This is a genomic window from Niabella hirudinis (genome assembly GCF_051201075.1).
Classification (GTDB): domain Bacteria; phylum Bacteroidota; class Bacteroidia; order Chitinophagales; family Chitinophagaceae; genus Niabella; species Niabella hirudinis.
Window position 1 is genome coordinate 116,287 of record NZ_JBPEHJ010000002.1, and the last position, 18,740, is coordinate 135,026.

The 18,740-nt window shown below is 46.9% G+C and carries 19 protein-coding genes and 1 pseudogene; 11 read left to right on the forward strand and 9 right to left on the reverse strand.

Features of this window, described 5'->3' with window-relative positions; translation table 11 throughout:
* Window positions 1-117 precede the first annotated feature (117 nt).
* Genes GGU45_RS03790 through GGU45_RS03800 form a run of 3 tightly spaced genes read left to right on the forward strand, consistent with a single transcriptional unit; the run spans window position 118 to window position 2,316 of the window.
* The gene (locus GGU45_RS03790; protein WP_435222173.1) at window positions 118-1,272 is read left to right on the forward strand and encodes a tetratricopeptide repeat protein; all 1,155 of its coding nucleotides are present in this window, start codon (window positions 118-120) and stop codon (window positions 1,270-1,272) included.
* Between the two features lie 45 nt (window positions 1,273-1,317).
* Complete coding sequence (locus tag GGU45_RS03795) at window positions 1,318-1,800, forward strand: LIC11966 family surface protein (RefSeq protein WP_435222174.1); 483 nt, start codon at window positions 1,318-1,320, stop codon at window positions 1,798-1,800.
* Between the two features lie 21 nt (window positions 1,801-1,821).
* Window positions 1,822-2,316 carry a hypothetical protein gene (locus GGU45_RS03800; RefSeq protein WP_435222176.1) on the forward strand — a complete coding sequence of 165 codons (495 nt, stop codon included), beginning with the start codon at window positions 1,822-1,824 and terminating at the stop codon, window positions 2,314-2,316.
* A gap of 213 nt (window positions 2,317-2,529) precedes the next feature.
* Here the strand turns inward: GGU45_RS03800 and GGU45_RS03805 are convergent, their stop codons facing one another.
* From GGU45_RS03805 to gyrB, 3 genes and pseudogenes are all read right to left on the reverse strand, one after another.
* A complete protein-coding gene (locus GGU45_RS03805) occupies window positions 2,530-2,925 on the reverse strand; it encodes a DUF8612 domain-containing protein (protein ID WP_435223118.1) in 396 nt (131 codons plus the stop codon).
* Window positions 2,926-2,934: 9 nt separating this feature from the next.
* Window positions 2,935-3,138 (reverse strand): annotated as a pseudogene (locus GGU45_RS03810) (AAA family ATPase); the annotation flags it as partial.
* A 183-nt stretch (window positions 3,139-3,321) separates the two neighbouring features.
* Window positions 3,322-5,301 carry a DNA topoisomerase (ATP-hydrolyzing) subunit B gene (gyrB, locus tag GGU45_RS03815; protein WP_435222178.1) on the reverse strand — a complete coding sequence of 660 codons (1,980 nt, stop codon included), beginning with the start codon at window positions 5,299-5,301 and terminating at the stop codon, window positions 3,322-3,324.
* Window positions 5,302-5,543: 242 nt separating this feature from the next.
* Between gyrB and GGU45_RS03820 the strand changes: the two genes are divergently transcribed.
* Window positions 5,544-5,936, forward strand: a complete 393-nt coding sequence (locus tag GGU45_RS03820; RefSeq protein ID WP_435222180.1) for a hypothetical protein — start codon at window positions 5,544-5,546, stop codon at window positions 5,934-5,936.
* A gap of 13 nt (window positions 5,937-5,949) precedes the next feature.
* Here the strand turns inward: GGU45_RS03820 and GGU45_RS03825 are convergent, their stop codons facing one another.
* The 5 genes from GGU45_RS03825 to GGU45_RS03845 form a co-directional block, all read right to left on the reverse strand.
* Window positions 5,950-6,366, reverse strand: coding sequence for an SRPBCC family protein (locus tag GGU45_RS03825; RefSeq protein WP_435222181.1), 417 nt, complete (start codon window positions 6,364-6,366; stop codon window positions 5,950-5,952).
* A gap of 66 nt (window positions 6,367-6,432) precedes the next feature.
* The gene (locus GGU45_RS03830; RefSeq protein WP_435222183.1) at window positions 6,433-6,843 is read right to left on the reverse strand and encodes a DoxX family protein; all 411 of its coding nucleotides are present in this window, start codon (window positions 6,841-6,843) and stop codon (window positions 6,433-6,435) included.
* A 348-nt stretch (window positions 6,844-7,191) separates the two neighbouring features.
* Window positions 7,192-8,595, reverse strand: a complete 1,404-nt coding sequence (locus GGU45_RS03835) for a bifunctional UDP-3-O-[3-hydroxymyristoyl] N-acetylglucosamine deacetylase/3-hydroxyacyl-ACP dehydratase (protein ID WP_435222185.1) — start codon at window positions 8,593-8,595, stop codon at window positions 7,192-7,194.
* A gap of 92 nt (window positions 8,596-8,687) precedes the next feature.
* Entirely contained in the window at window positions 8,688-9,728 is a 1,041-nt protein-coding gene (gene lpxD / locus GGU45_RS03840; protein WP_435222187.1) for a UDP-3-O-(3-hydroxymyristoyl)glucosamine N-acyltransferase, read from the reverse strand.
* A gap of 18 nt (window positions 9,729-9,746) precedes the next feature.
* On the reverse strand, window positions 9,747-10,967 hold the full coding sequence (locus tag GGU45_RS03845) for an HD domain-containing protein (protein ID WP_435222189.1): 1,221 nt from the start codon (window positions 10,965-10,967) through the stop codon (window positions 9,747-9,749).
* A gap of 495 nt (window positions 10,968-11,462) precedes the next feature.
* Here GGU45_RS03845 and GGU45_RS03850 point away from each other — a divergent pair, with 495 nt between their 5' ends.
* The 6 genes from GGU45_RS03850 to GGU45_RS03875 all read left to right on the forward strand — a co-directional run bounded on the left by GGU45_RS03850 (window position 11,463) and on the right by GGU45_RS03875 (window position 15,275).
* Entirely contained in the window at window positions 11,463-11,744 is a 282-nt protein-coding gene (locus tag GGU45_RS03850; protein WP_435222191.1) for a hypothetical protein, read from the forward strand.
* A gap of 192 nt (window positions 11,745-11,936) precedes the next feature.
* Complete coding sequence (locus GGU45_RS03855) at window positions 11,937-12,716, forward strand: MBL fold metallo-hydrolase (RefSeq protein ID WP_435222193.1); 780 nt, start codon at window positions 11,937-11,939, stop codon at window positions 12,714-12,716.
* A gap of 147 nt (window positions 12,717-12,863) precedes the next feature.
* Complete coding sequence (locus GGU45_RS03860; protein ID WP_435222195.1) at window positions 12,864-13,130, forward strand: DUF2089 family protein; 267 nt, start codon at window positions 12,864-12,866, stop codon at window positions 13,128-13,130.
* Entirely contained in the window at window positions 13,130-13,729 is a 600-nt protein-coding gene (locus tag GGU45_RS03865) for a hypothetical protein (protein ID WP_435222197.1), read from the forward strand. The genes GGU45_RS03860 and GGU45_RS03865 overlap by 1 nt, the downstream gene beginning before the upstream one ends.
* A 31-nt stretch (window positions 13,730-13,760) precedes the next feature.
* Window positions 13,761-14,264: a PH domain-containing protein gene (locus GGU45_RS03870; protein WP_435222198.1), complete on the forward strand. Its 504-nt coding sequence runs from the start codon at window positions 13,761-13,763 to the stop codon at window positions 14,262-14,264.
* A 78-nt stretch (window positions 14,265-14,342) separates the two neighbouring features.
* Window positions 14,343-15,275: a sugar phosphate isomerase/epimerase family protein gene (locus GGU45_RS03875; protein ID WP_435222200.1), complete on the forward strand. Its 933-nt coding sequence runs from the start codon at window positions 14,343-14,345 to the stop codon at window positions 15,273-15,275.
* On the opposite strand, the gene cobA is transcribed toward GGU45_RS03875, so the two are convergent.
* The gene (gene cobA, locus GGU45_RS03880) at window positions 15,272-16,048 is read right to left on the reverse strand and encodes a uroporphyrinogen-III C-methyltransferase (RefSeq protein ID WP_435222201.1); all 777 of its coding nucleotides are present in this window, start codon (window positions 16,046-16,048) and stop codon (window positions 15,272-15,274) included. The two genes, GGU45_RS03875 and cobA, sit on opposite strands and share 4 nt — an antisense overlap.
* Before the next feature lie 187 nt (window positions 16,049-16,235).
* Here cobA and nirB point away from each other — a divergent pair, with 187 nt between their 5' ends.
* On the forward strand, window positions 16,236-18,725 hold the full coding sequence (gene nirB, locus GGU45_RS03885) for a nitrite reductase large subunit NirB (RefSeq protein WP_435222203.1): 2,490 nt from the start codon (window positions 16,236-16,238) through the stop codon (window positions 18,723-18,725).
* The last annotated feature ends 15 nt before the right edge of the window (window positions 18,726-18,740 follow it).

Genomic DNA, 18,740 nt, shown 5'->3' on the forward strand with positions numbered 1-18,740 from the left:
AGCCTGAAATTAAGGGTTTTTATCTAAACAGGCTCTTAAATATGTTGCTACCGGCAGCCTTTATAACTAATATATTAGTTATATTTATGTAAATATTATTTACAATAAGCAAAAATTATGTTTAAAAAGCTCATTATCATATTGCTAAGTCTAAACCCCATGTTGCTCTGTGCACAGGGAGATTACGATCCGCTGCAAGTGCTAACATTTTGCAAAAATCAGGACTATGAGCAGGCATTGCGCTATCTCAACACCGTACCGGCTCCGGAAAACGACCAATACCTGTTTGACCTGGGGTACGTGTATTACCTGACCGACCAGTTTACCGAAGCCGAGGCAGCATTTACAAAGCTCTACAAAAAGAACCCGCAACTGCCGGCACCCCAGATTTACCTGGCGCAGCTTTCCAATATAAAAGGTGATGAGCACAGCGCGTTGTCCTACTATCAAAATCTTATTCGTCTGCTCCCGGAGCAATATAAATACTGGCACGCTGCAGCTACTATGTGGTCGAGGCTCAAACAGCCCGATTCGGCGATGGCCTATATCCGTAAAAGCTATGAGTTAAAACCGCAATCGGGTAAAGTGGTTTATGATTATGCCAATTATCTGGACATTGCAAAACGGAAAAAAGAAGCAGAAGCCCTTGTTGACCACTTTTTGCAATCGGATACCAGCTATCTACCGGTAGTGGGCAAAAAGATCAACCTTTGTTTTAGCGCAGGCCGCTACAATGAAGCGATTACCTGGGGCGAACGGCTGCGCAGCCACGACCCATCGCCCGACGATCGGCCCTCCGCCTATATCAACCTCCTTTTCAGCTATCTGAACCTTAAGCAGCCGGACAGCGTTGTGAGCCTCTACTGCTGGATAGAGCAGCAGGGCATCTCGGGCGAGGCCGCTGCTTATGGTGCAGCCCTGGCCTACTCTATGAAAAAGAATTATATCATCAGCGACTCGTTGCTGACCGAATGCATCGCATTCAATATACAGGAAATGGCGGCCACTTACCTGCGGGCAAAGGCCGACAACGCCCTTGCCATTAAAAATTATAACCAGGCCATAGCGCTGTATGATACTTCCTATTATATATTCAGGGAACCGCTGGACCTCTTCCAGGCAGGCCGGGTATGGGACCACCAGTTGCAAAACAGGGTACGGGCCACCGGTTATTACAAACGTTTTCTCCAGGCCCGGCCGGTGCCCAAAACCAATGATGAAGAGCACATTACCCGGTACATTAAGGCTTTTTTAAACCCACAAAAAAAATAGCAGGTTCCTTGTAAAACCGGCTATCTTTAACCAAAATTTTTAACGGTGAGAAAAATAAGCCTGGCCCTCCTGAGTATTATCCTGTTTGCCGCCTGTAATAATCAAAAACAAGCTGTTGAATATAACAATGGCCTTGTAATGATTCAAAAAGAGCTGGGGATGACAATAACCCAGACAGAGCAACAAATTGCGGCAGCTACAGACAGCAGCAGTTCGGCCGCAGCATTAACAGAGGCCCTGAGTAGTATTGAAACAGAGCAGAAGAAACTGGATGCACTCCAGTTTAGCGGGGACGATTTTGGTATGAAAGCTGCGCTTTCCAAGGCATTTGCCTTTATGAAGAAAACTTATTCAAACGATTATCATAAAATCCTTTCTTTAAAGTTTAGCCAGGATCCGGATGCGGGTCAAAAAATTGCCGGGGCAGCAAAAGGCATCCAACAGGAAGGAATAGCACTGGATAAAAAATTCCTGAATGCCCAGCAGCAATTTGCCAAAAAACACAATATTATGTTGTTGCAAAAATAAGCGGAGGCTATACTTATGAAAATGCGGTTTGGTTTTATCTATATTATTATCGCTGTTTTACTCACAACCGGTGGTTGCAGAACTGAGGAACAGGATCCTTATAATTATTTTGCAAGGCTTCAGCAGTTGCGACTCACCATCATGAGCGAATATTCCGTCTATGCAAAGCAGCATAAAACGGCCCAAGGCATCCATGAGAAGAACGATCTTCAAAAAGAAATGGCCGCCCTGATGCTCCGGGTTGAAGATTCTATACACAACTGCGCCTTTTCCAGAGATGATTTTGGGTTAAAAAAGGCCATCCTGCACGAAGTTTCCTACTCAATGCAGCTTCTTGCAGACACTATGTGGGCCCGGAGCCGCGACACGATGCTTTCCGTTGAAGAACGTGTAAAAGCATTAGATTCCGTTGCCGCAGTAGTGGACCGGGATACACACCTGATCAACAAGGAGATCCGCAAAAGCCAGCTGGCATTTGCAAGCTTTTACCGGGTGCCGGTATCCACGGATCAATAGCTTTTTTTTAACCAGGAGGGCAACGAATATGGAATGCCCTGACGGAAAAAAATTCCTGTCCGAATGATCGGATCAGGCGGGCATTGGGGCGGGGCGGGCGGTTGTAGCCTGCCTCCGTAAGAAATTTGTAAGAATGTTATATACCCTAATTGTTAATACTATCCAGGTTTTTCCAGTTGATAATCTTCGTTTCCTGTTGCAGCAATGAAGCATCTACACTCTGTTGCATCTATCATAAAAATAAAGCTTGGGCATTTGTAATAATCGCTTTCCAAAATTATTGTAAAAGGGCCTCAATGTAAAGGCAATAAAACTTGTTTCCAATATACCCAGCCAGGAAACTACGGTTTTTTGATCGATCCCGCAATCGTTCCCAATAGAGGCATAATTAACGAGCTGACCTGTTCTTGATGCACACACTTTCAAAAACCGCTGAAACAGGTTTAAATTAATAATGTTTTTTATTTGGCGAATATCCCGCTCCACGTAGGTCAACATATAGTTGGGGTAGTAGTCGGCCGGAGCAATTGATTTATCATAAAGCCTCGGATATCCCCCGTGAAACATAAAATAATCAATTGTATGATCCTTCCACAGAGTAACGCTCAATTCCGCATAGTTAAATGACAATAATTGTACAAGGGCTATTCTACCTGCAAGACTTTGCGTAATACTTTCAAGCAGTAAAAAGTTTTGCGAGCCGGTGAGAATAAATAAACCCGTCCTGGAATTATTATCATCAATTATCCCCTGTAGATAGGAAAACAAGTGAGGGGCTCTTTGAACTTTGACAAATATGGAATCAGATTCCGTATTTGTCAAATAAATTTACACTCACTTGATTATCAGAATATAATCTACCCGATAATCAAACGTCTTTCTCATTGTGTTCCCGCACATTGCAGGCATTGCACCAAGCCATAACAATGGCGTACTTCTCTATTAAACAAAAACCCCGCAAAGGCATAACCAATGCGGGGCTTTTCTATATAAGATCGCGGGTCGTTAAATATCCAGCTTGGCGTATTTGGCATTGCTTTCAATAAACTCGCGACGCGGAGCTACTTCATCGCCCATCAGCATACTGAATACCCGGTCTGCTTCTGCGGCACTTTCGATCGTAACCTGCTTCAGGGTTCTGCGATCGGGATCCATGGTTGTTTCCCACAGTTGCTCGGCATTCATTTCTCCCAATCCTTTATATCGCTGAATGTTTACGGAATCTTCCCGGCCGGCGCCCAGCCGTTCTACCAGGGCCTTGCGCTGGTCTTCATTATAGGCATAGGCCGACTCCTTTCCTTTCTTTACCAGGTACAGCGGCGGCTGCGCCAGGTATACATAGCCCTGCTCTACCAGCTCTTTCATATAGCGGTAAACAAAAGTAAGGATCAGTGTGGCAATATGACTTCCGTCCACATCGGCATCCGTCATGATGATCAGCTTATGATACCGCAGCTTAACAAGGTTCAGCGCCTTGGGATCATCGGGTGTGCCTACTGTTACACCAAGGGCCGTATAAATATTGCGGATCTCTTCGTTTTCATAGATCTTATGCTCCATTGCCTTTTCCACGTTAAGGATCTTACCCCTTAGTGGCAATATTGCCTGAAAGCTCCTGTCGCGGCCCTGCTTGGCGGTACCGCCCGCAGAGTCCCCTTCCACAAGGTATAATTCACAGCGTTCGGGATCCCGGTCCGAGCAGTCGGCCAGTTTACCCGGCAAACCACCACCGCTCAGTACCGTTTTACGCTGTACCAGATCGCGGGCTTTGCGGGCTGCTATACGGGCCTGTGCGGCCAATATCACCTTGCTGATAATATTTTTGGCATCCTTTGGATTCTCTTCCAGGTAGGTTTGCAGTACACGGGCCACGGTCGTTTGCACCACTCCGCTCACTTCACTATTGCCCAGCTTGGTTTTTGTTTGTCCCTCAAACTGGGGCTCCGGAACCTTAACAGAAATAATAGCGCTTAAGCCTTCGCGAAAATCATCGCCGTCGATGGATACTTTGGCTTTTTCAAACAACCCCTCCTTATCGCCATAACCTTTAAAAATACGGGTTAACGCCTGGCGGAAACCGGTAACATGCGTTCCTCCTTCAATAGTATTGATATTATTTACATAGGAGAAAATGTGTTCACTAAATGAATCATTATAGGTTAACGCCACCTCCACTGCTACGTGGGTGTTTTCATCGAGCCCCTCAACATACAATACTTTGGGAATCAGCGGGGTTCTGCCGCCGTTCTTGTCCAGCATTTCCACAAACTCGGTGATACCGCCTTCGCTGTAAAAAATCTTTTTAACGTCATTGCCCTCTTCATCTTTTTCCCGCTTGTCAATAAGCGAAATGCTGATCTTCTTATTCAGGAACGACAACTCTCTTAAACGGCCCTCAAGAATATCGCGTTTATATTCAATGGAAGTAAAAATAGTAGCATCCGGCCAAAAATGCTGAATGGTGCCATGTTTATCGGTAGTACCAATTTCCCGAACGGGGTAATCGGGCACGCCAATATGATATTCCTGTTCAAATATTTTTCCTTCCCGGTGTACCACAGAATGCATTTTCGTACTCAGCGCATTCACACAACTTACCCCTACCCCGTGCAAACCACCGGATACTTTATAGGTATTTTTATCAAACTTACCGCCCGCATGCAATATGGTCATGGCCACCTGCAAGGCGCTCACGCCCTGCTTCTGATTAATACCCGTGGGAATACCGCGGCCATCATCCTCTACCGAAATAGAATTGTCTTCATGAATGGTTACAATGATATTTTTACAATATCCCGCCAGCGCCTCATCAATCGAGTTATCCACTACCTCATACACCAGGTGGTGCAGCCCCTTTACGCCGATATCGCCGATGTACATGGCCGGACGTTTCCGCACCGCCTCCAACCCCTCTAATACCTGTATACTATCTGCTCCATACGCCGGGGCCGCGGCAGCTTCAACATCCTTTAGTTCTTCACTCATATAATATTGAAATTTTTAATATGTGTTCCTTGTATAGTCTACAAATTTACGGAAAAAAGGCCGCTTTTCAGGCAGGAAACGGACGAATGTTTATAGAATGTTGGCAGCTATCCTCCCGCTGCAGCAATAAAAGGTCTCGTGTTGCAGTTTTATGGAAAAACACGTTATTGTAAAAAAAGCTAATGAAATCGTTACTTATTTTCTGCCTGCTGTTGCAAATTTCCTGTTCAAAACCTGATTCTATGATAAAGAACCCCGATGCCTTTGAATTTGGCACTTTTTACAGCATGTGCGTAGGCAATGAATGCTACACTACTTACAGTATCCGGGGTAGCAAACTTTATAAAACAACATCGGGACCCGGCGTAAAACATGCCACCACGGTTGAGCTGGGCAATAAGCAATACCAGGCCGCCCTTGAGCTTAAAACCCGCTTTCCGGATACCCTCCTGGCCGACCCCAACAAAAACTATGGCTGTCCGGATTGCGCCGATGGCGGAGGCACTTTTGTAAGGATCATCAAGAACGGCGATACCCTGCACTGGAATTATGACAACACCATTCAAAACGACCTGGACCCTGTATATGCGTATTTCCGGTCTATCTGGCCTCTTATGACGGAATTGGGCAAATGAGATGCCATTGAGGTTAGCCCGCCTCGGTATATTTTTTAAAATTGTTCAATATTGCCTGCCAGCCGGCCTGCTGCATTTCTACGGGGTTGGTGGTTTCTGCGTCAAACGTTTCAGTAAGCGTGGTATTTCCATCACCGCCTTTAAAAAGCACCTGTACGCTCCGGCCGTCGCCCATAGTATACCCGATCTGCTCAAGGCTGATCACTTCATCATATACTCCGCCAAAATCAAATCCCATACTGCCGTCCCGCGCTTCCATCCGCGAGGAAAATTTACCACCCACGCGCAGGTCATTTTCCGCATGCGGCGTATGCCAGTCGTCGGAGGCACTGTTCCATTTTTTGATATGTTCCGGTGTGGTCCAGTACTCCCAAACTTTTTCTATGGGAGCATTAATGGTTGCCGCTACGGTAACTTTTGTTGGTTCCATTGTTGTTGTTTTAGGTGATTATTTTTTTTGAAGATAGTCTTTTGTAATGGAGTTTAACAACCGGGCTTAGCCCAGGCTGTATTGCATGCTTCCGCTAATGGCCCTCCGGGCTTCCGTTTTGCGCATTTTATGATAATAGTGATAAGAAGCGGCCAGTATGCACAATGCAACCAATGGAAATAAAGTCTGGCCACCAAAACCATCCACCGCCGTATGCGAAACCACAGCGCTGATAAAGTTAAACGCAAAGCCCGCATAGGCCCATTCCTTAATGCGTCCCTTAAAAAAAGGAAGGGCGAGCACCAGAGCGCCGGATACTTTAAAAATGGTGAGCAATACCCGGAAATAGTCAGGGTAGCCCAGGTGACTGATGCCTTGCCTGGCCAGTTCTGTATGCGAAGTAAGCGCCGGCATTACGCCATCCAGTAATACGATCAGCCCTGTAAAGGTCCAGTAGAGAATTTTTGTCTTTTTCATTTTTATCGTTTTTATTGTTTAAGATCTGTTGCAATCACGATGCAAACATAACATCGTTCGGGTACGGATCTGTTGTGTAAAAACGACAATTGAAAAGGCTGTTTGCGGCAGGATATTTCGCGCAAAGACGCCACGGAGCAAAGAACGCAAAGGGCGGCGGCAGGCATGTAAATACCAGACAGAACTTGCCCCTGATGCCGTTTGTATTTTTCCTGCACATAGAGCCCCACGCAACGTAAACGGTGGCAAAAGAGCAGGGAGGAAGTCGGTTTATCCATGATCAATAGCCCGTTGCTCCTGGCCGGCTAACGTGAAACATGAAACTTTAAACCTTAAACGCGCAGGCGGTTACCGTTTTACGATTTGCGCTACCAGGTCGGCCTCTGTTGCTACTTTTCCACCTACGTATACGGTACCACGCATTTCGCAGATACCACGGCGAATGGGGGCTGTAAGCTCCATCTTCAGGATCATGGTATCCCCCGGGCGCACCATCTGTTTAAATTTACAGTTGTCTATTTTGAGGAAATAGGTATCGTATTGCCCCTCGCCTGCAAGATTAATGGCCAGGATGCCGCCGCATTGGGCCAGGGCTTCTATCTGCAAAACACCCGGCATTACCGGGTTTTGAGGGAAATGGCCCTGGAAAAACCATTCGTTAAAAGTCACATTCTTTACCCCTACAATGCGTTCATCGGTAAGCTCAATGATCTTATCCACCAATAAGAAAGGGAACCGGTGCGGCAGCGTTTTTTCAATATACTTGAGGTCATATACCGGGGGCACACTGGCATCATAATGCGGTACCCCCTTCAGGTGTTTATTGGCCTTGATGTGTTTTTTGATCAGGCGGGCAAATTCCACATTGGAGCTGTGCCCGGGCCGGTTGGCGATTACCCGCCCTTTTACAGGATAGCCGATCAAAGCCAGGTCTCCCACAATATCCAGCAGTTTATGACGTGCCGGTTCATTGGGGAAACGCAGTTCGAGGTTATTTAAATAGCCTTCGCTTTTAACTTCGATATCATCTTTGTTGAAGATCTTTTTGAGGCGGTCTAATTCCTCATCTCCGATGGGTTTATCAACCACCACAATCGCATTATTTACGTCCCCGCCTTTGATCAGGTTATGCTGAAGCAACATTTCCAGCTCATGCAAAAAGCAAAAGGTACGGGAGCCGGAGATCTTCTCCTTAAAGTTCCGCATCGTCTTCAGTTCTGCGTGCTGGGTACCCAGCACCGGGGAATTAAAATCGATGAGGGTGGTAATCTGATACTCACGCGCCGGCATAATCACCATTTCAACGCGCTTCTCTTCATCGGTAAGATAAAGATTTTCATCGATGGAGTACCATAGTTTGGCCGCATCCTGCTCATCCGTTCCAACCTCCTCGATAATTTCGATAAAGGCCATGGCGCTGCCATCCTTGATGGGTACTTCGGGGCCGTTGATCTCGATCAGGACATTATCGATCCCCATTCCTACCAGGGCTGCCAGCAGGTGCTCCACGGTACTTACTTTGGCACCGTTTGATTCCAGCGTGGTTCCCCTGCTGGTATCGGTAACAAGGTCGCAATCTGCCTTAATGATTGGTTTATTTGGCAAATCAACCCGTTGAAACTGGATACCGAAACCAGCATTGGCCGGTTTTAGCGTAACATCCGCCATTACGCCGGTATGCAAACCGGTACCGCTGATGCTAACCGGTTGTTTCAGTGTATGTTGTTTGTCGGGGTTGAAATGATTATCCATGTATGTGATTTGTGGGCGCAAATATATTTATAAAATCAATGAGCCGCATTAATGAACGGTTGTAATCCGGTAGAGATTTGATAATGTTGCAGTTATCCTTCTTTTTTGAGGCGGCAGAGCTCCTCTTCCAACTCCTTCATACGTTTTTCAAGATCAGGCAGCCGGCGGCTCAATGCCTGGCTTCTTAGCGCCGATGTATAGTCATAAGCCGGCGAGCCGGTTACGGCTTTGCCGGGTTCGATATTTTTACTGACCCCGCTTTGCGCATTAATTTTGGCCCCATCACCAATATGCAGGTGCCCTACAATGCCCACCTGCCCGCCAATCATTACACCCCGGCCCACTTTGGTGCTGCCGCTGATGCCGGCCTGCGCCGCCACTACCGTACTGCTCCCGATCTCCACATTATGCGCAATCTGTATCAGATTGTCCAGCTTGGCGCCGGACCGGATGATGGTAGACCCGATGGTGGCCCTATCGATGGTAGCATTGGCTCCGATCTCTACCTGGTCTTCAATAACCACATTGCCGATCTGGGGTACTTTGGCAAAGGAGCCATCCGCCTGGGGTGCAAACCCAAAGCCATCGCTGCCAATTACTGTGCCTGCATGAATGGTAACCTGATTTCCGATGATGCAGCTGTGCATGATCTTTACACCGGCATGAATGATGGTATGATCTCCGATGGCAACATTGTCCCCGATATAGGTATTGGGATGGATCTTCACGTGATTGCCGATCCTTACATTTTCGCCGAGGTATGCAAATGCCCCTATAAAAACATCGGCCCCATACCGCGCGGTTTTGGAAATATAGGATGGTTCCTGGATGCCTTTTAACTGCTGCTGCATGATCTCCTGGTATTTTCCCAGCAGGGTGGCAAAAGCAGAATAAGCATCTTTAACACGGACCAGTGTAGCCGTCACTGTTTTTTTTAACTCCAGTGCTTCATTTACGATGATGATGCTGGCCCTGGTTTCGTACAGGTATTCTTCATATTTGGGGTTTGCCAGAAAACTCAGCTGCCCTTCCCGGGCTTCTTCAATTTTTCCAAAATTGGCAACAGCCACATCGGGGTTTCCCTCAATATGGCCATTGATCATTGCAGCAATCTGTGAAGCAGTAAATGTCATATTCTAAAACGAATGATTTTAAAGAATCCTAAAGGAGCAAATGTAATATTTTTTAACAGGCATCGTTGTTTTTACATTGATGAGCGCATGGTCGACCTCCGAAATATCCTTCAAACTGCCATCCTTGTAAAGAATGGTAATGGTTTCGTTTTTAGGATTGTACAAACTATTGCTGGCTTCTCCCCAAAAAACGAAATAAGCGGCTTCTTCTTCACTGATGTCCATCTTTACGGCCATTTCCCGCCGGGTTTGCAGCAGGAATGCCTCTTCAAAAGGCCGGGCCTGCAAGCGGATGTGCATGATCCTGCGCTCCACCAATGCCTGGCACAAATGAGAAAGCACCCGGTCCGGATGCCGGCTCCAGTTCTTAATGGTGGCGGCCATATCCTGGTCGTCCATACTGCAAAAATCCTGCAGTAGCTGGTACCGGTCCTCCCCCGCGGCGCCATGGTGCAAAAAATGCTCCAGCGCCTCCGTTGCGGCAGTTACCACCACGCCGGCTGCAATTAGCTCCTTTGCCCTTCGGATGATCATTACCAGCATTTTTTCCGCCGCTACCACGGTCTTATGCAGGTACACCTGCCAGTACATCAGCCTGCGGCTTAACAAAAACTTTTCGATGGAATAGATCGCTTTTTCCTCTACCACCAGGTTATCCCTGTGCACCGCCAGCATTTTTATAATACGGTCGTACCCGATTACCCCTTCTGCCACACCTGTAAAAAAACTATCCCGGTTCAGGTAGTCCATCCGGTCCACATCCAGCTGACCGGAAACCAACTGGTGCAGGAACCGTTTTGGATGTGTTCCGGTAAAAATAGCCAGAGCCGTTTCTAATTGATTGTTAAATTGCCGGTTGAGCTCCTGCATAATGGCCAATGAAAGCCTTTCATGGTGCACCCCGGGAATCAGCTCGTGCTCCAGTGCATGCGAAAAAGGACCATGCCCAATATCATGCAGCAATATCGCAATTTTGGCACCCAGTTCTTCCTCGGATGTGATGACACCCCCCTTCCCCTTTAGTTCCTGGAGGGCCGTACACATCAGGTGATAAGCCCCCAGCGAATGCAGTAAACGCGTGTGAACGGCACCCGGGTATACCAGGTGGGCGAATGCCATTTGATGAATGCTTCGTAAACGCTGGTAAAACGGATGGGATATGATGGCCAGCAGCAAGGGGTGATCAATGGTTATAAACCCATAAACCGGGTCGTTGATGATTTTACGAACGTTTGCCATTTTTCTAATTGCCGCCAAAGTTAGGAAAATGTTGAAATGTGCGAATTTGAAAATTTGAAAATGTAGTACGGGTAAGCTTTTCACGCCAAAAAGATCACATCTTTTAATGGCAAACAGGCGCGGCGCGCCGTTGACCCTTATAACGATGAGCGCCCAAAACCTCCCGTAGCCGCAGCGCGGCGGTAATTTCGCACGCCGGGCTTGTACCGCAACGATTACCGGTGCGCTGCACCTTTATTACCCGTATTGTTGCTTACTAATAGGATCAGCGCTGCAGCTTCTTCGAGCAAAAATTAACTTGGCGCGTATACGCAAAACGGGACAAGCCGCTGATGCTTCAAACCCAATGTCCCTCCCGGCTTTACGTCTTCCCGGCCCAACATCTGGCCTAAGGAAATGGCATCGGAATGAATAGCTGTAACGTTGAACTTTAAACGGCACCAAAGAACCGATTTCGGAAACGAAAGCTATCTTTGTTGATATTGAAGTAAAAACATGATCAAGTACACACAAAATATGCTGAACAAGCTGGAAACCGTTCCGGAACAATGCGGCTACGTGTTGCGCTATGAACGGGGCACTTTTCAAAGCGGGTATTGCATCCTGGACAACAGGAAGGTAGTGGTGCTGAATAAATTTTTGCAAACGGAAGGCCGAATCAATGCACTGCTGGAGATCATCCCGCAACTGGAGATAGATACAACATTGCTGGACGACAGCTCCAGGAAATTGTATGCGGAAGTAGTGGAAAATGCAGCATCGGATGATGAAGGCTAAATGCCGAATGCTGAATGCTATTTTTCGAATTGTTAACCTGATAAATACGCAATTATGAGAAATTACAGGAATTACGATGAAGTAAAAGCCAAATTAATTAACTTAATAAAAGCCATACGAAAGGAACGCTAAACGCAGAATGCCAAACGCATAACGCATTAAGCATTCTGCATTTAGCATTAAGCGTTAAAAATGAATTATCCTTCCATTAACATAACCTTTCTTGGTACCGGAACCAGCTCCGGCGTGCCCATGGTGGCCTGTGATTGCCCGGTTTGCCAATCAACAGACCCAAAGGATCAGCGACTGCGATCCAGCATCCTGGTACAGTCGCCTAAAACTACCCTGGTGGTTGATGCGGGTCCGGATTTCCGTACCCAGTTGCTGCGCCAGGCGGTAAAAAACCTGGACGCGGTGATCCTCACACACTCCCATAAAGATCATATTGCAGGTCTGGATGAAGTACGTGCCTTCAATTATTTTCAGCAAAAGCCGATGGAGCTCTTTGCCACGGAAGCTACGCTTGACCGGGTGAAAATGGAGTTTGACTACGCGTTTAGCGAGCACCGTATTACCGGCCTGCCTTCCATTAACCTGAATTATCTTGAGGAACGAACGATTTTTGAAACGGGCGATCTTCAGGTAGAACCCATTCCCGTATGGCACATGAATATGCCCGTACTGGGTTTCCGTTTTGGAGATTTCACCTATATCACCGATGCCAACCGGATCGATGATGCATCAAAAGAAAAAATACGCGGATCAAAAATACTGGTGTTAAATGCCCTGCGCCATGAGCCCCATGTATCCCATTTTACACTGAAGGAAGCGATGGCTCTTGCCGATGAACTGGAAATACCCCAGGCCTATTTTACCCATATCTCTCACCAGATGGGCTTTCACCAGGAAATTGAAGCCACACTTCCAGCCGGCCGCAATCTGGCATTTGATGGCCTGAGCATCACCCTGTAATTTATTGTCACCCCTGTTATGACCGGCCAAAAAAGCCGCAGTCTATAAAGGGAACCGGTTTCTTCAAATCCGAAGCATTTTGGATCAATTTATTTATTTTATCAAATAAATATTTAATTTTATTAAAAATATATTTAGCTTTATTAAATGAAGCTCCCTGTTTATTGCCCCAGTTGTGAAAATCCGCTGAGGGTAAGCCAATTACAATGCGAAGCTTGCAATACGCAGGTGAACGGTAATTATGAACTTCCTCTTTATTTGAAACTAAGCCGGGAAGAGCAGGATTTTATAATGGATTTCTTCCTGGCCAGCGGCAGTATTAAAGAAATGTCGAAGCAGGCCGGGATCAGCTATCCGACCATGCGCAATAAAATGGATGATATGATTGAGAAAATAAAAAAAATGAATTCCTGATGTCAAAAAACTGGAAAACCGTTTTCAATCCCTTTGAACGTTACCCGGAAAGGGACCTGGCAATTACCGGAATCATTAGCCTGCTGCTTTCCGTATTATTGTTCTGGTGGGCCAAACAAAGTAATGACGGCGTATACCACGTATCACCCAAAGCAGATCTTTCCCTGAAGGGCTCCATAGCGGAAGCAGTCGTTTACACAAGCCTTTTATCCTTATTGCTATTTGGCCTGGGCAAAGTCATCAATCCCAAAACAAGAATCGTCGATATCCTGAATGGCATACTGATCCATCGCATCCCCCTGGCCTTTGGCATCCTGATTCTGCAACTTCCATTTATAAAAACCGCTATGGATCAAATTATGCTGGCCGTTAAGAATAACCGCCTGGAAACATTATCCGGCTCCACTTTGTGGATATCCACAATGGTCAGCTTACTGATGCTCGCATTTTTTGTCCACGCCATTATATTGCTGGTAAACGGCTTCCGTACAGCGGTGCACGCCCGAAAACCAGCGCATTATGTACTTTTTGCCGCCACCCTGGTCGTTGCGGAGGTTATTTACCGGCTGCTGCTTTACCCCCTGCTGTTAAAATTGTAAAACATTCATCATTCGCATTAAAACAGGTACTATGGACTTTAGCGCATCATACGACAGAACCACCAAAACCATTACTATACTTGTTGCCGTGCTGATGCTGGCGGTTCTTACCTCCATGTGGTTCAGCCTGAAAGGCGCCGGCACCTGGCTTCCTCTTTTGTTTATGGCAGTTGTGAGCTTTCTATCTTTAGTGATGCCCTATGGGTTTTCTGTAAAAAAATACCAGCTCAGTAACGAGGCGCTGATCATCTGCCGTCCGTTTGGCAATAAACGGATTCGTTTAACCACGCTTGGTTCCGTCAACAATATCGATCCGAAATTACTGCGCTGGTCCTGGCGGATATTTGGCAGCGGGGGTATGTTTGGGTATTACGGCAACTTTAGCAACAGGCAGCTGGGTACTATGAAATGGTTTATGACCCGGAAGGATAAAGTGGTACTTATTGAAACGGAGAATCACAAAAAAATTGTATTGAGCCCCGATGACCCTGAAGCATTTGTCAACACGTTTAAAATGCTCAGCGGTCGCTCATAAAACGTTTTCGCAGTTTTATACGCCTATATGACCAGGGTTAACGAATTTCATACCCAGCTTTACTAAAATACGATCCATATGAAGCAAAGCCTGCTGTTCTGTTTTGCCTTGTTTTTTATTGCCGGTGTTTCATTGGCACAGCCCCTTCAACACCGGCCGGGAAATTCCTATATCAAAACCAGTCTCAATGCCTACTCTTTTTCAAAAATACTCAACGATCATCTTAAGGATTCCGCCTCCGGTATGAGCATGGAGGCGCTGCTGGAGTTTACAGCAGCAAATAATTTTGATGCCATCGATATCACCGGCTACTATTTTCCGGGCTATCCGAAAAAACCAACTCCTGAGTTTATCAACCGGATCAAACGCAAAGCTTTTTTATTGGGATTGGATATCAGCGGCACCGGTGTTAAAAATGACTTTGCACATCCGGATCCTGCCAAAAGGGCCGCCGATGTACAACTGGTAAAGGATTGGATTGATGTGGCACAACAACTGGGCGCACCAGTTGTACGTATTTTCTCCGGGAACATTCCGCCGGGCTACGAGCATAAATGGGACAGCATTGCGGGCTATATGGCAACCTGTATAAAGGAATGTGTGGCCTACGCAAAAACAAAAGGCATTTTAATTGGCGTACAAAATCATGCCGACTTCCTGAAAACCGCCGAACAAACCATTCACCTGCTGAAACTGGTCAACTCAGAGTGGCTGGGCGTTGTGGTTGACATCGGAAGTTTTGTAACCGCAGATCCCTATATCGATGTTGAAAAAATAATGCCCTATGCGGTCAATTTCCAGTTTAAAGAAAGCCCCTTCGGTGCAAAAAGCACCGTAAAAACGGACATTCCGCGTGTGCTTGATATCATCAAAAGATCGGGATACCGGGGATATATTCCCATCGAAACATTATCGGGGCCCAATAACACCAACAGCGTGGGGGCCCCCTACAATCCGCTGAAAAGCGTGCCTGAATTTCTTACGTCTATCAAAAAAGCGATGCGGAATTAATGGGGCACAAGCCAATGGGGCTGTTGCAGTGCAGTGCTTTGGCCCATAACAACACGGTTCAGGTTTACCACCTCGCCAATAACGATCACAGCAGGGTTACTTAACCCGGCACACTGGGCACGGAACGTAATATCTTTTACTTTGCCGCGCACCATTTTCGCATTCGGAAGTGTACCGTTCTGTATAATGGCTGCGGCTGTTTCACCTTTGCCTGCTATAGTAAAAAGATCTACAATGGCTTCCAGTTTACTCATCGCCATCAGCACTACAACAGTAGCAGAAGAGCGTGCGGCCAGGTAAAGGTCATCCGACAACGCACCAGATTGTGTAGTACCGGTTATCACCCAAAAACTTTCATTAACACCTCTGCAGGTAAGCGGGATCATTGCTGAGGAAGGTACCGCAAGTGCGCTGGATATACCGGGAACCAACTCCACCTGCATTCCGGCAGCGACAGCGGCGTCTATTTCCTCCTGCGCACGGCCAAACACAAAGGGGTCGCCGCCTTTTAACCGGACAATCGTCCGGTACTGCCTTCCATACTCAATAATACGATCATTAATTTCCTGCTGGCTCAATGCATGACAGCCAAAACGCTTGCCTACAAACAACGTAACAGACGCATTTTGGGCATGCTCCAGCAACGCTTCATTTACCAGCGCATCATACAATATTACATCCGCCTCACCAAGCGCCCGGATCGCTTTCAGGGTAATCAACTCCGGATCGCCGGGTCCCGCCCCAATAAGGATTAATTTTGACTTGAAATTCATATTATTATTATAAATATATAATTTATTTAGAAATAAAATTAGATTTTTAACCATTAAATTGTAAATAGATAAGTTTTTTATCTATATTTGAAATCAAATATCATTATAAAGTATAAAATAATTAATATTTATATATTTATAATATATCGATTGCCGGGCCATTCTTGCATAACATAAATAAATAACTATGAACATTATTGTTATTGGCAATGGTATGGTGGGTCAAAAATTCTGCGAGAAGCTGATTGCCCAAAACCCCCGCAACCTCAAATTAACCGTTTTTGGAGAAGAGCCCCTTTCTGCCTACGACCGCGTACACCTGAGCGAATATTTTGCCGGAAAAACGGTGCAGGACCTGTGCATGAAGCCCATGGGCTGGTATGCAGAAAACAACATTCACCTGCACCTTGGCGACCCGGTTACCCAGGTAGACCGTGCCCGGAAGACGGTCACCTCATTTGAGGGAAAACAGCTAAGCTACGACTACCTGGTATTTGCCACCGGATCGGCAGCATTTGTACCGGCTATTTCGGGTGTAGATAAACAGGGTGTATTTGTTTACCGCACCATTGAAGACCTCAATCTTATCTGGCGGCACGCGAAAGTGGCCAAATCCGCCGTGGTTGTTGGCGGCGGGTTGTTGGGACTGGAGGCGGCTAAAGCGATGCTGGACCTGGGCATTGCCGAAACCCATGTTATTGAATTTGCACCCCGTCTGATGCCACGCCAGATCGATGACGGCGGATCGCAGGTACTAATCCAGAAATTAAAAGCACTGGGCATCACCACGCATACTCAAAAGAACACCGCCGTAATCCTGGGTAATGAAACCATCACCGGACTGATGTTTACAGATGGCAGCATCCTCAGCACAGACATGCTGGTGATCTCTGCCGGCATTAGACCCCGCGATGAGCTGGCGAAAAAATGCGGGCTGCAGACCGGCCACAGGGGAGGCATTTCTGTTAATAACCAAATGCAAACCAACGATCCCTTTATCTATGCCATCGGCGAGTGCGCAGTACACGAAGGCGCGGTTTATGGATTGGTGGCACCGGGCTATGAAATGGCCGAGGTAGTGGTACAGCAACTCACCGGAGGCAGCAAACATTTTCATGGCTTTGATATGAGCACCAAGCTGAAACTGATCGGCATTGATGTGGCCAGCTTTGGTGATCCATTTATTGGTGACGAAGAAGCGCGCTCCATTATTTATCACAACAATCATACGGGCATTTATAAACGCATCAATATTTCCAACGATGGCACAAAACTGCTGGGCGGCATCCTGGTAGGCGAGGCCGATGCCTATCATAAACTGCAGCAGATCTGCGCCAATCAACTCAACCTTTCCGCTTCACCGGCCAACCTGATAGCACCATCCGGCAGCACGGAAAATAACACCGAAAACTTTGAACTCCCGGCCGATGCATTGATCTGCAGTTGCGAAGGGGTACAAAAGCAAGGCATTGAAGACGCCGTAATGCATAATGGCTGCACGTCTTTTGACGCCGTTAAAAAATGCACCGGCGCCGGTTCCGGCTGTGGCGGATGCACGCCAATGGTAAAAGACATTATCAATGCCTCCTTGAAAAAACAGGGAAAAACAGTACGCAATGTCATCTGCGAACACTTTGCCTACTCCCGGCAGGAGCTCTATGATCTTGCAAAAATCAAAGACCTCCATTCATTTGACGAGGTGTTGGATACAATGGGCACGGGGGATGGATGCGAAATTTGCCGGCCCGCAGTCAGTTCGATCCTCGCCAGCCTCTGGAACGACCTTATCATCAAAAAAGAAAGTGCCACTTCCCAGGACACCAACGACCGCTTTTTAGCCAACATACAAAAGGGTGGCACTTATTCCGTAGTACCGCGTATTCCAGGCGGCGAAATAACGCCAGAAAAACTCATAATAATTGGAGCAGTAGCAAAAAAATACAACCTGTATACCAAAATAACCGGAGGACAGCGGATCGATCTTTTTGGCGCTCATTTAAATGATCTGCCCCAAATCTGGGAAGAACTGATTGCCGCCGGTTTTGAAAGCGGTCATGCCTATGGCAAAGCCCTGCGTACGGTGAAAAGCTGTGTAGGCTCTACCTGGTGCCGCTTTGGACTGCACGATAGCGTAAGCTTTGCCGTACGTATAGAAAACCGGTATAAAGGTTTAAGGGCTCCCCACAAGATAAAATCGGCCGTATCTGGCTGTATCCGCGAATGCGCCGAGGCACAATCAAAAGACTTTGGCATTATTGCCACTGAAAAAGGCTGGAACCTTTATGTATGCGGCAACGGTGGCTCCAGGCCCCAGCATGCGCTGCTACTGGCCGCCGATATTGATGCCGAAACCTGCATCCGCTACATTGACCGGTTCCTGATGTTTTACATCAAAACAGCCGACCCGCTTACCCGCACCGCCGCCTGGCTCAACAAAATGGAAGGCGGTATCAACTACCTCAAAAACGTGGTGGTACACGACAGTTTGAAGATAGCCGCCGAGCTGGAAGCGCAAATGCAAACACTGGTAGATCATTATACCTGCGAATGGAAGGAAGCAGTAGAAAATCCGGGGCTGCGAAAACGTTTCACCCATTTTATAAATGCCCCCGAAGCCAAAGACCCCACCATAGTATTTGAAACCCTGCGCGGACAAAAAAAGGCGGCTGAATGGTAATCTTTTCAAAACAAA